The following is a 15,064-nucleotide window of genomic DNA, read 5'->3' as shown; positions in this document are numbered from 1 at the left end:
GCCGGGGCCCGTTCCCTCGCGGGCAGGCGAGGTCCGCGCCTACCCGCGGACCGCCGCGCCCGCCCAGGAGCGGTTGCCGAGCAGGGTCTTGACGTCCGAGGCGAGCCCGTTGTCGGGGTTCACCAGGAAGCCCAGCTCGTAGAGGGTGTTCTTGTCCCAGTTGGTGGTGAGCAGCCGGACCGGGACGTCGCCGGGGTGGTTCTGGAGGGCGAGCTTGAGCTCGGCGACCACCTCGGGGGTGATCCGGGAGGCCGGCACGGTGATCTGGACCGGCGGCTTGGTGCCGAGTTCGGCGGAGGAGACGTCGAGGGTGGTGATCTCCTGGCCGAAGACGCTCAGCGAGCCGTCGCGCTCGTTGAGCCGGCCGCGGACCGAGATCACGTTGTCCTCGATCATCTGGTCGGCCATCAGGTTGTAGGTCGCGGGGAAGAACAGCACCTCCACCGAGCCGTCGCGGTCGGCGAGGGTGATGATCGCCCAGGCGTTGCCGGCCTTGTTGATCCGCCGGTCGACGGCGGTGATCAGGCCGGACAGCCGGACCTCGCCCTCGGAGCGGCCGGAGCCGAGGAGTTCGGCGATCGAGGTGTCGCGGTTCTGGGAGAGGATGTGCTCGGCTCCGTCGAGCGGGTGGCTGGAGACGTACAGCCCGAGCATCTCGCGCTCCAGGGCGAGGAGTTGGCGCCTGGGCCACTCGTTGTCGGTGAGCTGGAAGTCCAGTCCGATGCCGGGCCCGCCGCCGTCGCCGAGGTCGAGGGCGCCGAACAGGTCGTCCTGGCCGATGGCCTGCTGCTTCTTGAGCCCGGTGACGGCGTCGATCGCGCTCTCGTGAACGCTGCTGAGCGAGAGCCGGGTGTGGCCGAGCGAGTCGAAGGCGCCCGCCTTGATCAGGGAGTCGACGGTGCGCTTGTTGCAGACCACCAGCTCGACCTTGTCCAGGAAGTCGGCGAAGGAGGTGTACTTGCCCTTCTCCTCGCGGGTGGCGACCAGCGACTCGATCACCGGCACGCCGACGTTGCGTACCGCCTTGAGGCCGAAGCGGACGTCGCTGCCGACGGCGGTGAAGTCGACCACCGACTCGTTGACGTCGGGGGAGAGGATCTTGATGCCCATCTGCCGGCACTCGGCCAGGTAGACGGCCATCTTGTCCTTGTCGTCGGCGACGGAGGTGAGCAGCGCGGCCATGTACTCGGCCGGGTAGTTGGCCTTGAGGTAGGCGGTCTGGTACGAGACCAGGCCGTACGCGGCGGAGTGCGACTTGTTGAAGGCGTAGCCGGCGAACGGGACCAGGACGTCCCACACCGCCTGGATGGCCTCGTCGGAGTAGCCGCGCTCCTTGCAGCCCGCGTGGAAGGGCACGAACTCCTTCTCCAGCACCTCCTTCTTCTTCTTGCCCATCGCTCGGCGCAGCAGGTCTGCCTGGCCGAGCGAGTAGCCGGCCAGCACCTGGGCGGCGCGCTGGACCTGCTCCTGGTAGACGATCAGGCCGTAGGTGGGGCCGAGGACGTCCTTGAGCGGTTCCTCCAGCTCGGGGTGGATCGGGATGATCTCCTGCTGGGCGTTCTTGCGCAGCGCGTAGTTGGTGTGCGAGTTCATGCCCATCGGGCCGGGCCGGTACAGCGCGGAGACGGCGGAGATGTCGGCGAACTCGGTGGGCTTCATCAGCTTGAGCAGGGCGCGCATGGGGCCGCCGTCGAGCTGGAACACGCCCAGGGTGTCGCCACGGGCCAGCAGTTGGTAGGTGGTGGGGTCGTCGATCGGGATCTTCTCGATGTCGACGTCGACGCCCCGGTTGGCCTTCACGATCTTGATGCAGTGATCGATGATGCCCAGGTTCCGCAGACCCAGGAAGTCCATCTTGATCAGGCCCATGGCTTCGCAGGACGGGTAGTCGAAGCCGGTGATGATGACGCCGTCCTTGTCCCGCATGTGCAGCGGGATCAGGTCGAGCAGCGGCGTGGAGGAGAGGATGACGGCGGCCGCGTGCACACCGGTGCCGCGGATCAGGCCCTCGATGCCCCGCCCGGTGTCGATGATCTTCTTGACGTCCGGTTCGTTCTGGTACAGCGCCCGGATCTCGGTGCCCTCGTTGTACCGGGCGTGCTTCTCGTCGAACAGGTCGGCCAGAGGCACGCCCTTGCCCATGACGTCCGGCGGCATCGCCTTGGTGATCCGGTCGCCCATCGAGAACGGGTAGCCGAGGATGCGGTTGGCGTCCTTGACGGCGGCCTTGGCCTTGATGGTGCCGAAGGTGTTCACCTGGGCCGTGTAGGCGGCGCCGTACTTCTCGGTGACGTAGCGGACCATCTGGTCGCGCTGGCGGTCGTCGAAGTCGATGTCGACGTCTGGCGGGTTGATGCGCTCGGGGTTGAGGAAGCGCTCGAACAGCAGATCGTGCTCCAGCGGGTCCAGCTGGGTGATCCCGGTCAGGTAGGCGACCATCGAGCCCGCCGCCGAGCCGCGGCCCGGGCCGACCGGGATGCCGTTGTCCCGGCCGTACTGGCAGATGTCGGCGACCACGAGGAAGTAGGCGTCGAACCCCATCGGGGTGATCACGCCCATCTCCAGCTCGATCCGGTCCAGCACCTCCTGGCTCGGGTCGTCCCCGTAGCGGTGCTTCAGCCCGACCTCGATCTTCTTGCGCAGGTACGAGGCCTGGGTCTCGCCCTCGGGCACGTCGAACTGGGGCATCCGGTCGACGTAGGTGAAGACCTCCTCGTACGACTCGACCCGCTCGGCGATCGCCAGGGTGTTGTCGCAGGCCTCCGGCAGCTCGCGGAAGAGCTCGCGCATCTCCTCGGCGGTCTTCACGTAGTAGCCGGTGCCCTGGAACTTGAAGCGGTTCGGGTCGTCCTTGTTCTTGCCCACGCCGACGCAGAGCAGGCTGTCGTGGGCGTCGGCCTGGTCGGCGGTGACGTAGTGGGAGTCGTTGGTGGCCAGCAGCGGGATGTTCAGCTGCTTTGCCAGCCGAAGGAGGTCCTCGCGGACGTCGCGCTCGATGTCCAGGCCGTGGTCCATCAGCTCCAGGAAGTAGTTCTCCCTGCCGAAGATGTCCTGGTACGCGCCGGCGGCCTTGACCGCCTCCTCGTACTGGCCCAGCCGCAGCCGGGTCTGCACCTCGCCGGAGGGGCAGCCGGTGGTCGCGATGATGCCGCCGGCGTTCGCGGCGATCAGCTCGCGGTCCATCCGGGGCTTCATGTAGTAGCCCTCCATCGACGCGAGCGAGGAGAGCTTGAAGAGGTTGCGCAGGCCGGTCGCGTTCTGCGCCCACATCGTCATGTGGGTGTAGCGGCCGCCGCCGGAGACGTCCTTGCCGCCCTCGCCGTCGGCGCCGGTCGGGCGCTGGCCGCCGGGCGACCAGAACACCTGCTTCTTCAGGAAGCGCGAGGCCGGGGCGACGTACGCCTCGATGCCGATGATCGGCTTCACACCGGTCTTCGCGGCCGCGTGGAAGAACTCGTACGCGCCGAACATGTTGCCGTGGTCGCTCATCGCGATGGCGGGCATGCCCTGTCTCTCCGCCTCGGCGAACAGCTTGCCGTTCTTCGCCGCCCCGTCCAGCATCGAGTACTCGGTGTGGACGTGCAGGTGCGCGAAGCTGTCGGACACGGCGCTGCTCTCCTCGGTGGGCCCCGGTAGCGGAAGCGGTCCACGCTAGCGGGTCGGCGCGGGCGACGCGCCGGGCGGGGGTGTCCGAACGGGCTGCCGGACCGTCTTGCGGCGGCCCGGCAGCCCAGGGGGAGCCCTCAGGCGCTCGGCCGGGTCTCGGCGAGGCCGGGGATCTCGGCGGCGCTGGCCAGCACGTGGGTCTGCGGGTGCCCGTCGAAGTCGGCGCGGGTGAGCTCCCCGGTCAGCACCCCGACGACCACCCCGGCCCCGGCGTTGCGGCCCGCCTCGACGTCGACCACGGTGTCGCCCGCGGTCAGCACCCGGCGGGTGTCGATGACCCCGGTCTTCTGCATCGCGCGGTGGATCATGTACGGGGCCGGGCGGCCGCGCGGGACCTCGTCCGAGGTGACCACCGCGTCCAGGTTGCCGCCCTCGCCGGTGGACCAGCCGAGCGACTCCAGCAGTGGGTGGGCGACGTCGTCGCTGAAGCCGGTGGTGAGCGCGACCTTGATCCCGCGCCGGCGCAGCTCCGCCAGCGCCTCCTCGACGCCCGGGACGGCCTGCGGGGGAGTGGTCCGGTAGGCCTCGCGCAGGTACTCCGCGAAGGCCGCGTAGCCCTCCTCGACCAGCTCCGGGGTCGGGGTGCCGCCGCCGAGGCGGACCAGCGCGGCGATGGCCTCGCGCTTGTCGGTGCCCATCCAGGTCTGGAGGTCGGCCTCGGCGACGGCCACCCCGTTCCGTTCGACGGCGTTGCGCAGCGCACGGTAGACGGCGCCGGACTCGTTGATGGTGGTCCCGGCCATGTCCAGGGCGGCGAGCTCGATCACTTTGTCAGTCCTCTTCGGTGCGGTAGCGGCCGATGACGGTTCGGCCTTCGACGGTGTTCTCGACGGTGAAGGTGGCCATGGCGGGCAGGTAGCGGTCGTCGGCGTCCTCCAGCGGCACGCCCCGGCCGGAGGTGGTGAGCCGGCGCACCCGCAGCAGAGGTGCCCCCGCGTCGACCCGCAGCAGTTCGGCGTCGCGCGGTTCGGCGGCGACGGCGTCGATGGTGTGCCGGGCGTGGTGCAGGTCGACCTCGCGGCGCAGCAGCTCCTGGTAGACGGAGCCGGTGTCCGGGTCGAAGTCGAACAGAACGCGGCCGACCTCGTGGACGAAGGTGGAGCGCTCCAGCATGGCCGGGACGCCGTCCAGCAGCCGCAGCCGGACGAGTTCGACGACCGGCTCGCCCTCCACCAGGCCCAGCCTGGCCGCCGCCTCCGGGGACGCCCGCCGGCGGGCCACCTCGACGGTGCTCTGCCCGGGCTCGCGGCCGATGCTGCGCGCCCACTGGGTGAAGGACAGGAAGGTGTCGAAGGGCTGGGAGGGCGCGGTGCGACGGGCCACGGGCGGTTTCCCGCGCCCGCCGACCAGGCTGCCCGAGCTGCGCAGCATGGCCAGGGCCTGGCGGACCGGGCCGCGGGAGGTACCGAACTCGGCGCAGAGCTGCGACTCGCTGGGCACCGGCTTGCCCTCGGGCCACTCGCCGGACTCGATGCGGCGCTGGAACTCGGTGCCGAGCCGTTGGTGGAGAGGGAGGTCCGCACTTGTCTTCACAAGTTGACTATGACAGCTCGGAGTGGAACTTCTCAACCCTGTTCCATCTGCGGATTCCTTCGTTCGACCAGTGGATCGTCATGATCGTCCGACGGATGAACAGCCGGTGACTTGTACATACAGGTCTTGACGTCGAGTCCGGGAGCCCGGAAGCTGGGCCCATGAGCAGCAGCACCCCACCCGTGACCTCCCCCACCGCCCCCCGCAGCGACGTGGTGATCGTCGGCGCCGGCATCATCGGCCTCGCCCACGCCTTCGAGGCGCTCGGCAACGGACTCTCCGTCACCGTCCTCGACCGCGACCGCCGGCCGGTCGGCGCCTCGGTCCGCAACTTCGGCCACTGCTGCATCAGCGCCCAGGACGGCGAACTGCTCGCCCTCGCCCAGCGCTCCCGGCCCGGCTGGCTGCGCGCCGCCGAGGCGGTCGGCTTCTGGGCCGCCGAGGCCGGCACCCTGGTGGTCGCCCGGTCGGCGACCGAGGCGGCCGTCCTGGAGGAGCTGCACGCCGAACGCGGCGGCGACGCCGTACGGTTGCGCAGCGCCGCGCAGACGGCCGTGGCGCTCGGCCGGGCGGCCGGCGGGGACGCCGACCTGGTGGGAGGCGCGGTGCTGCCCGCCGACCTGCGGGTCGACCCGCGCGAGGCGGCGCCCGCGCTGGCCGGCTGGGTGGACGAGCAGCCCCGGGGCCGTGTCCTGTGGGGCACCGCCGTCACCGGCGTCGAGCCGGGCACCGTGCACACCACCCGTGGCCCGGTCCACGGCGACCGGATCCTGGTCTGCGTCGGCCACGACCTGGACTACCTGTTCCCGGACGTCGCCGAGGACCACGGGATCCAGCGCTGCAGGCTGACCATGGCGCGGGCCGCCGCCCCGGACGGCTTCCGCACCGAGTCCGCGGTGCTGACCGCCACCTCGATGCTCCGCTACGACGCCTTCACCGCCCGGCCCTCGGCCGCCCGGCTGCGGGAGGAGGTGCTGGGCCACAGCGCGGAGCTGCTGGAGATCGGCGCCAACGTGATGTTCACCCGCCAGCCGGACGGCACCCTGCTGATCGGCGACTCGCACCACTACGACGCCACCACCCCGCCGTTCATCGACGAGCGCACCCACGAGCTGTTGATCGACGCCGTCGCCCGGGTGCTGGGCGTGCCGCGGTTGCGGATCCTGGAGCGCTGGCAGGGCGTCTACGCCAGCAGCCCGCGCGGGCCGCTGCTGGTGCGCGACCTGGCGCCGGGCGTGCGGGCCGTCTCGGTCACCTCGGGGATCGGGATGACGCTGTCCTTCGGCCTCGCGGCGGCCACCTTCGACGGGACGCTCGCGGCCACGGCCTGAGCCGCCGGCCGCCGGGCACGCGCCCTTCCGGCACGTGCCCGGCGGCGCTCGCAAGCGCGGTGGGGTCAGAACGAGGAGTGGGCGAACCAGTGCGCCAGGAGCTCCTCGTCCCCGGAGCGCTCGATGCCGGAGGCGGTGCGGTCGAGCCGCCCGTACAGGAGGAACAGCAGCTCGGCGGCGGTGGCCCGGACGGTGGCGTCGGCATCCGCTCCGGTGCCGGACCGGTCCAGGCCGAAGCCGTCGGGGCGCAGCCGCACCAGCCAGTCGCCCTCGCCGTCGGTGCGGGCGAAACGGATGGTCCGGTTCTCGCTCCGCAGTTCGGCCGTCCCGGGGGCGAAGAAGGCGGCGAAGGGCAGGTTGGTCAGGAACTCGTCCACCCCGTCGGCGGCGAGGGCCGGATCGACCTCCGGCTCCAGGCCGAGCGCGAGTTCGGCGTCCATGCGGTGGACCAGGGTCTCGAACAGCATCCGGCGCACCCAGAACCGGGCGTGCTGGTCGGCGCCCCAGGCCCACATCGGCGCGTCGAGGTCGCCCTCGGCGAAGGCCGCGGCGGCGTGCTCGGCGGCCTCGGCCAGCCAGGCGGGGTACTGCTCGGGCCGCTCGGGCAGCTGCAGGTCGACGTCGCGGCTGCGCGGTGGCTCCTGGATCCGCCGGCGGAGCAGCACGGTGAACCAGCGCTGCACGCTGCCGGTGTGGCGGACCAGGTCGGCCAGCGTCCACCCCGGGCAGCCGGGCACCGGCAGAGCGGGGTCGGCCTGCCGTACGGCGGCGACGAAGCGGGCGGTCTCGGCGGCGACGGCGGTGCCGTGGTCCAGCGGGGTCATGAGGGCTGTCTCCAGTGCTACGGCCACTACGGCTCTTGCGGCGGCGCCGCCGGGGCGCCTCGCACCCGATGGCTGGCGCTCTCAATTTTTCATCAGCTGAAGCAATCGCGACGACGCTAGGCCTGAAAGGTTGAGGCTGTCAAGTAACTCTCGGGTGGCGCGCCGGGCCGGGGGACGTGAGCGGGCGAGGTGGCCGGGCCCGGTGGGGGGCGTTGGGCGGCAGGCCGGACGCCCCGACGGCGGGAGGCCCTGTGGCCGCGGCTACCCGACGGGTGCGGAGCGGATGGAGAGGCCGGGCCGGCGGCGGTGGACGGTCAGGTAGACCAGGCCGTCCTCGCCCGCCGTGACCGACCGTCGTGCGCCGTGCGGCAGCCAGGCCGTGCACCCCGGGGACAGGTCCTGCCGGCCGTTGTCCGTCTCCAGCCGACCGCTCCCGTCGAGCACCTGGACGAGGACGTCGAGGTCCGGCTCCACGTGTCCGGCGACCTCGGCGTTCGCCGGCAGGCGGATGATGTTCGCGTCCAGCTGGCGGCCCTCCTCCTGGAGGCGCCACAGCGCCCCGCCGCGGTCGGCGGGGGCCTGGTGGAGCAGGGACTCCAGGTGGGTGAGCACACCGGGTCCGGGGTCGGACGTCAACGCGGCCTCCTGGGGGCGAGGGGGATCGGCCCGTGGATTCTACGAAGGACCGCGTGCGACCGGGGCGGTCGGCGGGCTCAGTCCGCGGTGAGGAGCCGGGCCAGGGCCGCGTCGATGTCGAGGTGGTCGGACTCGGATCCGGCGGGCACCAGGGCGAAGGAGTCCGAGAGGAACGCCGTGACGAGGTCCTCCGGTGCGCTGACCAGGGCCCCGCCGCCCGGCCCCCGCAGGGTGATCAGGACCTCGCCGGCCGGCCCCGGACGGACCTTCACGTCACCGCTGCCGACAGGGCCGAGCCGACCCTCGTTCAGCAGTTCGCGGCTGAAGTACCAGGACACCCGGGCGTCGTCCCCGGTGCACTGGCACGGAGTCAGCGGGAAGGCCAGGCAGGCCGCGTACGGAAGGCTCGCGTCGAAGCGGAGTTCCGCATCGACCGGGACGTCGGGGGCCGCGCTGTCGGGGAAGGTCACGGGCACCGGGCGCACGGTGGACAACTGCATGGATTCGGTCTCCTGCGATCGCGACGCGCCGGACCGGGAGGACCCGGCGTATCCGGCGCCTACCCGGTGCGTCGACGGGCAGCCGGGGGCGGACGAATCTCCACAATTCCCTTGCATCGCCGGTCCGCACCACCCACCGAGGGGCGTCAACTCCACGTCCGGGCTTTCACTCGAAAGAAGGAAATGGCGGGCCGTCCAGAGCCCTGGACCAGGTCGCGGCGGCCTCCCGTCGGAGGAGTCTGGGGGAGCGGCCGCTCCCGCCGCCCCTCCCGAACGGAGCCCGTACGTGACCAGCCACCGGCCTCTCCGGGCCACCTCCGCACTGCTGCTCTCCGCCGCCCTCGCGGCCTGCTCCGGCTCCGGCTCCGGCGCCGGCACGCCGTCGAACGGCGCGACGAGCCCCCTGCAGAGCAGCACCGTCGCGGCGAGCCCCGCGCAGAGCAGCGCCGCCGAGACGAGCCCCGCGCAGAGCGGCGCCGCCGCCCTCCAGGTCACGATCAAGGGTTTCGCGTTCGCGCCCGCGACCCTCAAGGTGGGCCCCGGTCAGACCGTCACCGTGACGAACCAGGACTCCACCGCCCACACCCTCACCGCTGCGGACAAGTCCTTCGACACCGGGACGATCGCCCCCGGCGCCATCGCGACCTTCACCGCGCCCCGGCAGACCGGTGACCACTCGTACATCTGCACCATCCACCCGTTCATGCACGGCACCATCGCCGTGGGCTGAGCCCGCTCCCCGCCCGGGAACCGGCACACGGTGGTTCACCGGCGGTGCCCGCCACCCGAATCGCCGTACCGTGCGCTGCGGTCCGCCTCCGGCTGCCCGCGTCCGGTGCCCGCCGGCTGCTCGCCCGCTGCGACCCGAACGGCCGAAGCCGGTTCGCGTGCTGCGGGCGGTCCGCCGGGTTCGCGGACCGGCGGCTGGTTCGGATCATTGGTATGACTGGGTTCGAGTCATCCAGTCCGGCTCCCCAACCCCGAGGAGGCATCCTCATGGGCACTGCAACCGCCGCAACCACCGCCACCGACGACCCGGTCTGGTCCGCGACCGTGCCGCTGCCGGTCCCGAGGCCCGGGTCCGCCGGGGCGAGCGGGGCCGAGCTCGCGGTGCCGTCCGGCCACGACCGGGAGGATGTCCGATGAGCGGCCTCCCCGAGGGGATCGAGCGCGGCTTCGCGGCCGCCCGGCAGATCGCCGACGCGGTGCTGCCGGACGGCTACGTGCTCCACCCGCACCACGGCTCCGCGGCGGAGGACCGGCTGCGCTGGCAGTTCGGCGTGCTGGTGCCGCCCGAGTACACCGTGCAGGGCGGCGAACACTCGCACCAGCGCACCGAGTGCGTGATGGAGGCGCGACACGACGACAGGCTGGCGGTCGAGCTGCGCTTCCTGCGGCTCCAGCGGCGCACCGTCGAACGGGCCGGGCACGGCGGCGGGTTCAAGCCGGTGGAGCGGCTGGAACCCGCCGACCGGGCGCTCGTCGAGTGGGACGAGGGCGCTGAGGAGCGGATCGAACTCCTGCTGCCCGTCAAGGAGTTGACCGGAGAGATCGTGCAGCACGGGTTCCGGCTGCCGGGGGTCGGCAGGACGGAGCTGCTGCACGAGCACGGCAGCGTCGTCGGCCGGCTGGTGCGCCGGCGCGAACAGGTCGACGGGCTGGTGCGGTTGGGGGTCGAGGAGCTGCCCGGACCGTACCGGGCGCAGCGACTGACCGTGGAGGTGGAGAACGCCTCCGACTGGACGCCGCGCCGGGGGGCCGGCCGAGCGGAGGCGCTGTCGCGCTCCCTGATCTCCACCCACCTGCTGCTGGGGCTGGAGCACGGCTGCTTCCTGTCGGTCGCCGACCCGCCCGAATGGGCCCGCTCGGCCGTCCACCGGTGCCGCAACGATCGCACCTGGCCCGTGCCGGCCGGACCGGACGGCGGGTGCCAGGTGGTGCTGTCCTCGCCGGTCGTCCTGGAGGACCACCCGCGGATCGCCCCGGAGTGCCTCGCCGCCCTGTACGCCGCCGCCGGGGCCTCGTCGACCTGGCCGGCGCCGTGATCGACCTGGCTGGGGCCCTGCCGCCCGAGGTACCGGCACGGCTGCGCGGCGCCGTCCGCGGCCCGCGCGCGATCACCGGCTGCGGCCCGGACCCGCAACGGCTCTGGTGGGACCGGGGCGGCGACCGCCGGGCCGGCCCCGAGCGCCCGTCGCGGTGCATGCCCTCGGAAACCGATTTCCGTTTCGCCGGGGCCATCGCATAGGGTGATCCCACCGACGCGGGGTGGAGCAGCTCGGTAGCTCGCTGGGCTCATAACCCAGAGGTCGCAGGTTCAAATCCTGTCCCCGCTACCAGCAGGAGCCGGGGTCGACACGATGATCGTGTCGGCCCCGGTTTCTTCGCGTTCCGGGCACCTTGTCGACGTCCGCGGCGGGCGTCCCCGTCGACGCCGACGAATGGACGGGGCGTCACTTCCCCGGCGTGACGGGGCCTTTTGATGAGACCCTGACAGCACATCAGGTTACTTTCAGGTAATTTAACGGTGTCGTCCGGGTGAACGTCCCCGGCCTCCCATGAAGGACTCGTACGTGCTCTCTCGCCAGTTCCGCCGTCCCGGTCGCCGCTCGGCCGGGTCCGCGCTGGCCCTTGTCGCCGTCGTCGGCGTGCTGCCCGTCGCTCCCGCGTTCGCCGATCCGGCCCCTTCGCCGGGGGCGGCGGCGCAGATCGATGCCACCTCGCAGGCCACTCCGCGGGCCACCCCGCACCTGGACGCGGTGGAACAGGCGTTGCGGCAGGTGTCGCCCGGGCTGGAGGGGACGGTGTGGGAGCGTACGGCGGGCAACCGGCTGGACGCGCCGGCCGGGGATCCGGGTGGGTGGCTGCTGCAGACGCCGGGGTGCTGGGGGGATGCCTCCTGCACCGAGCGGGCCGGCACCAAGCGGCTGCTGGACAAGATGCGGGAGAACATCTCCCGCGCGACCCGGACCGTCGACATCTCGACTCTCGCGCCGTTCCCGGACGGTGCGTTCCAGGACGCCATCGTGGACGGCCTCAAGGCGTCGGCGGCCGCCGGGAACGCGCCGCACGTGCGGATCCTGGCCGGGGCCGCGCCGCTGTACAACATCACCGCGCTGCCGTCGAAGTACCGGGACGAGCTGGTGGCCCGGCTCGGGAGCGCCGCCGGGAGCGTGACCGTCGAGGTGGCCTCGATGACCACCGCGAAGACCGCGTTCTCCTGGAACCACTCCAAGTTGCTCGTCGTCGACGGGCAGAGCGTCATCACCGGCGGGATCAACGACTGGAAGGGCGACTACCTCGACACCGCCCACCCGGTCACCGACGTCGACCTGGCGCTGAACGGTCCGGCCGCCGCCTCGGCCGGCGCCTACCTGGACACCCTGTGGGGCTGGACCTGCCGCAACAGCGGTGTCTTCTCGGCCGCCTGGTTCGCCTCCTCCAACGGCGCCGGGTGCACCCCCGACCTGGAGCAGCGCCTCAAGCCGGCGGCCGGGCAGGTGCCCGCCTCCGGCGACCTGCCGGTGATCGCGGTCGGCGGCCTGGGCGTCGGCATCCGCGACGCCGACCCCGCCTCCGGCTACCGTCCGGACCGGGCACCCGCCGCCGGAGACCTCAAGTGCGGCCCGATCGGGCTGCACGACAACACCAACGAGGACCGCGACTACGCGACGGTCAACCCGGAGGAGGCCGCGCTGCGCGCGCTGATCGCGAGCGCCGGCAGCCGGATCGACATCTCCCAGCAGGACGTGACCGGCACCTGCCCGCCGATGCCCCGCTACGACGGGCGGCTCTTCGACCTGCTCGCGGGCAAGCTCGCGGACGGCGTGAAGGTGCGCATCGTGGTCAGCGACCCCGGCAACCGGGGCACCGTCGGCAGCGGCGGCTACTCGCAGATCAAGTCCCTGAACGAGATCAGCGACACCCTGGCCGGTCGCCTCACCGCCCGCCTCGGCGACCCGGGCAAGGCGAAGGCGACGATGTGCCGGAACCTCCAACTCGCGCCGTTCCGCGCCTCCTCGGCACCGACCTGGGCCGACGGCCACCCGTACGCGCTGCACCACAAACTGGTCTCGGTCGACGGGTCCGCCTTCTTCATCGGCTCCAAGAACCTCTACCCGGCCTGGCTGCAGGACTTCGGCTACGTCGTCGAGAACCGCACCGCCGCCGGGCAGCTCGACCGGCAGCTGCTCGCCCCGCAGTGGCAGTACTCGCAGACCGCCGCGACCTTCGACTACAGCCGGGACCTCTGCCAGGGTTGACGGCAGGTCGACGCACGCGGGCCGCCCCGGTGGACCGCCTGCGCCGACCGGCTCAGCATCTACCAGATCACCCTGGCGAACTCGCCGTCCCCGCGGACCCGGGCTTCCACCCGGGCGAACGCTGGACCCCGGCCCTCGTCCTCGACTTCATGGCCGCCCACCACGGCAGCGAACTCCCGCGCCGCACCAGCGAGATCGACCGCCACCTTGGTACGCCGGGGCGGGCCATCGGCTACAAACTGGGCGAACGGGCCTGGCTCCAGGGCCGCGAGGCCGCCCTCCGCCGCCAGGGCCCCGCCTTCGACCTCCGCACCTGGCACACCGCCGTCCTCGCCCAAGGCTCGCTCGGCCTCGACGACCCGGCCGCCCGCCTCGCCGAGGCGTAGCCTGCGGACGGCCGGGCCCGACGGTCCAGCGGACTCGCTCAGCCGGTGCGGGAGCGGTCGTTCGCGGCGGAGTCCGAGAGGCCGGCGCGGAGCAGCTGGTGGCCGAGGTCGATCAGGGCACGGGCGGCGGCGTACTCGTCGCCGATCTCGGGGACGGGCGGGTCGCCGGGGTTGCGGCGGGCGGTGGTGCGGGTCTCCAGAGTGGTGTCGCCGGTGTCGAGGACGGCGTGGACCTTGGTGGTGTCGCCCTCCTCGAAGAGGTCGAGGCGCAGGCTCCACTGCTTGGTGCGCATCGTTGCTGCGGTCTTCGTGCTCATCGTCGAGTCTCCGGTCGGGGCGGGTGCGGTTCTGCGTGATGTGGTCAGACGGTGGTCTCGCGCAGAGCGCTGCGCGAGACCGGGATCAGGAGGTCGACGAGGCGCTCCACGACGTCGCGCAGCAGGTCGTCGACGGTCAGCACGCCGACCGGGCGGCCGTCGTCGAGGACGGGGAGGCGCCGGACGCCGGCGCTGCGGAAGGTGCGGTACGCGGTGTCGAGGTCGTCGCCGGCGTTCACGGTCGCGACCGGGGTGGTCATGAGCTCCACGACCGGCTGTGCCGGGTGGGGACCGTGGGCGAGCCCGCGAACGGTGAGGTCGCGGTCCGTCAGGATGCCCCGCAGTCGGCCGTGGTCGGTGACGAGCACGCAGCCGACCGCCTCCTGCTCCATGACCAGCGCGGCCTCGAAGGCCGTTGTGGTGGGGCCGACGGTGACCGGCGGGGAGGTCATCAGGTCTTCGGCCTTCATGACGGGACCGCCCTTCGGGTCCCATTCAGCGAGACCCTGACGTCCGGCGGGTGGTCGAGCGTGTTCTTGACGGTGCAGTGGCGGACGACCGCGAGCAGGCCGGCCTCCCGTTCGGGCGGCAGGTCGGGGGCGGTGACCTCGATGGACACCGAGGCGATCCGGGCCGGTCGGTCCTGGGCCATGGTGTAGTCCGCGGTGACGTGGAGGCCGTCGCGCCCGAGGCCGTGCCGGTCGAGGTAGCCGCCGGCGTAGTGGGCGGTGCAGGAGGCCAGGGCGGAGGCGCACAGCTCGACCGGGGTCGGCGCGGAGTCCGCGCCGCCCGCGTCGACGGGCTGGTCGACGGCCAGGGCGTGCGAGCGGACGCCGATGGCGTACAGGTCTCCCGCCACCGGATCGACCTCGATCCGCCCGGGGCACGGAGCCCGGGGGTGGTCGACCGCGGCGGCTTGGCGTAGCAGCATCCCGGCCAAGTGCCTGGCCTCGGCGGGGGTGAGCGAGATCCAGACCTGGCCCGTGTCGTACGGTTCGCAGAGCGTGTCGAGGACGACCCGGCCGCTGTCCGGCAGGACCTCCGGGGGGAAGCGGGACACCGCGAGGGTCCGCCCGCAGGCGGTGTGCATCAGCTGCTGGGTGGTGGTGCGGGGCTCGTCGGTCAGCACGGCGGTGCCTCCGGAGGTTCCGGGCCCGGCGGGGCGACCGGGCCTCTGCAGTCCAGCAGACCGCCGCCGGGTGCGGGGCGGCAGGGCCGTTCGGCCCGCCGGTCGGCCCCATCGGCCAGGCCGCCGGGCGTGTCCGGGGCGGGTCCGGCCAGGCCGGAGGACCCGGCGGAGCAGGCCGGGGAGGCCCGTGGGCAAGGGCCCCGCGCCTCCCGTGGCGCCGTGCCCGGTGCGTCACCGTGGAGGCATCCCGACGGGGGAAGGTGAGTTCGATGATCATCCCGGCGATCGCGGAATTCCACATCGGTGACCGCCCACCTCGCACTGCCGGCCCCGGCCGCCCGCTGAACGGCCCGGCCGCCCGCTGAACCCCCGGGATCCGAGGCCGCTCGGCCGGACCGCCCAGGGCCGTTGGGCCCTCGCGGACACCGCCGACCCGGCGGATGCTCGAATCACCGGCGCTCCCCGCCGGGAGCAGGGAGT

15 protein-coding genes and 1 tRNA gene are annotated in these 15,064 nt (G+C 72.6%); 7 read left to right on the top strand and 9 right to left on the bottom strand.

All coding sequences use genetic code 11. The annotated features are described in order from the left end of the window. Positions 1-39 precede the first annotated feature (39 nt). The 3 genes from dnaE to ACH4J0_RS02435 all read right to left on the bottom strand — a co-directional run bounded on the left by dnaE (position 40) and on the right by ACH4J0_RS02435 (position 5,199). Positions 40-3,606: a DNA polymerase III subunit alpha gene (gene dnaE / locus ACH4J0_RS02445; RefSeq protein WP_396235818.1), complete on the bottom strand. Its 3,567-nt coding sequence runs from the start codon at positions 3,604-3,606 to the stop codon at positions 40-42. A 137-nt stretch (positions 3,607-3,743) separates the two neighbouring features. After that, a complete protein-coding gene (locus ACH4J0_RS02440) occupies positions 3,744-4,433 on the bottom strand; it encodes a phosphonatase-like hydrolase (RefSeq protein WP_396235817.1) in 690 nt (229 codons plus the stop codon). A 4-nt stretch (positions 4,434-4,437) separates the two neighbouring features. After that, a complete protein-coding gene (locus ACH4J0_RS02435) occupies positions 4,438-5,199 on the bottom strand; it encodes a GntR family transcriptional regulator (RefSeq protein ID WP_396235816.1) in 762 nt (253 codons plus the stop codon). A gap of 161 nt (positions 5,200-5,360) precedes the next feature. Between ACH4J0_RS02435 and ACH4J0_RS02430 the strand changes: the two genes are divergently transcribed. Next, positions 5,361-6,530, top strand: coding sequence for a TIGR03364 family FAD-dependent oxidoreductase (locus ACH4J0_RS02430; RefSeq protein ID WP_396235815.1), 1,170 nt, complete (start codon positions 5,361-5,363; stop codon positions 6,528-6,530). Positions 6,531-6,595: 65 nt separating this feature from the next. Here the strand turns inward: ACH4J0_RS02430 and ACH4J0_RS02425 are convergent, their stop codons facing one another. The 3 genes from ACH4J0_RS02425 to ACH4J0_RS02415 form a co-directional block, all read right to left on the bottom strand. Further along, positions 6,596-7,354: a maleylpyruvate isomerase family mycothiol-dependent enzyme gene (locus ACH4J0_RS02425; protein WP_396235814.1), complete on the bottom strand. Its 759-nt coding sequence runs from the start codon at positions 7,352-7,354 to the stop codon at positions 6,596-6,598. 261 nt (positions 7,355-7,615) lie between these two features. Next, a complete protein-coding gene (locus tag ACH4J0_RS02420; protein WP_396235813.1) occupies positions 7,616-7,990 on the bottom strand; it encodes a cupin domain-containing protein in 375 nt (124 codons plus the stop codon). Positions 7,991-8,067: 77 nt separating this feature from the next. After that, positions 8,068-8,490, bottom strand: a complete 423-nt coding sequence (locus ACH4J0_RS02415; RefSeq protein ID WP_396235812.1) for an SsgA family sporulation/cell division regulator — start codon at positions 8,488-8,490, stop codon at positions 8,068-8,070. Between the two features lie 286 nt (positions 8,491-8,776). Here ACH4J0_RS02415 and ACH4J0_RS02410 point away from each other — a divergent pair, with 286 nt between their 5' ends. From ACH4J0_RS02410 to ACH4J0_RS02385, 6 genes are all read left to right on the top strand, one after another. After that, a complete protein-coding gene (locus ACH4J0_RS02410) occupies positions 8,777-9,220 on the top strand; it encodes a cupredoxin domain-containing protein (RefSeq protein ID WP_396235811.1) in 444 nt (147 codons plus the stop codon). 266 nt (positions 9,221-9,486) lie between these two features. Then, positions 9,487-9,636, top strand: a complete 150-nt coding sequence (locus tag ACH4J0_RS02405; RefSeq protein ID WP_396235810.1) for a hypothetical protein — start codon at positions 9,487-9,489, stop codon at positions 9,634-9,636. Beyond that, a complete protein-coding gene (locus ACH4J0_RS02400) occupies positions 9,633-10,535 on the top strand; it encodes a hypothetical protein (protein WP_396235809.1) in 903 nt (300 codons plus the stop codon). The genes ACH4J0_RS02405 and ACH4J0_RS02400 overlap by 4 nt, the downstream gene beginning before the upstream one ends. A gap of 217 nt (positions 10,536-10,752) precedes the next feature. Then, positions 10,753-10,829: transfer RNA gene (locus tag ACH4J0_RS02395), tRNA-Met, on the top strand. Between the two features lie 234 nt (positions 10,830-11,063). Next, positions 11,064-12,752, top strand: coding sequence for a phospholipase (locus ACH4J0_RS02390; RefSeq protein ID WP_396235808.1), 1,689 nt, complete (start codon positions 11,064-11,066; stop codon positions 12,750-12,752). Then, positions 12,749-13,138, top strand: coding sequence for a DUF885 family protein (locus tag ACH4J0_RS02385; protein ID WP_396235807.1), 390 nt, complete (start codon positions 12,749-12,751; stop codon positions 13,136-13,138). Before ACH4J0_RS02390 ends, ACH4J0_RS02385 begins: the two co-directional genes overlap by 4 nt. Before the next feature lie 38 nt (positions 13,139-13,176). Here the strand turns inward: ACH4J0_RS02385 and ACH4J0_RS02380 are convergent, their stop codons facing one another. Genes ACH4J0_RS02380 through ACH4J0_RS02370 form a run of 3 tightly spaced genes read right to left on the bottom strand, consistent with a single transcriptional unit; the run spans position 13,177 to position 14,584 of the window. Then, positions 13,177-13,455 carry a dsRBD fold-containing protein gene (locus tag ACH4J0_RS02380; protein ID WP_396235806.1) on the bottom strand — a complete coding sequence of 93 codons (279 nt, stop codon included), beginning with the start codon at positions 13,453-13,455 and terminating at the stop codon, positions 13,177-13,179. 44 nt (positions 13,456-13,499) lie between these two features. After that, positions 13,500-13,925 carry a cyclic nucleotide-binding/CBS domain-containing protein gene (locus ACH4J0_RS02375; RefSeq protein WP_396235805.1) on the bottom strand — a complete coding sequence of 142 codons (426 nt, stop codon included), beginning with the start codon at positions 13,923-13,925 and terminating at the stop codon, positions 13,500-13,502. Next, positions 13,922-14,584 carry an OsmC family protein gene (locus ACH4J0_RS02370; protein WP_396235804.1) on the bottom strand — a complete coding sequence of 221 codons (663 nt, stop codon included), beginning with the start codon at positions 14,582-14,584 and terminating at the stop codon, positions 13,922-13,924. Before ACH4J0_RS02370 ends, ACH4J0_RS02375 begins: the two co-directional genes overlap by 4 nt. Positions 14,585-15,064: the final 480 nt, after the last annotated feature.

Source organism: Kitasatospora sp. NPDC017646, from assembly GCF_044329365.1.
Lineage (GTDB): Bacteria > Actinomycetota > Actinomycetes > Streptomycetales > Streptomycetaceae > Kitasatospora.
The sequence above is the reverse complement of the archived record's forward strand: the minus strand, read 5'-3'. Positions and strand labels throughout refer to the sequence as shown.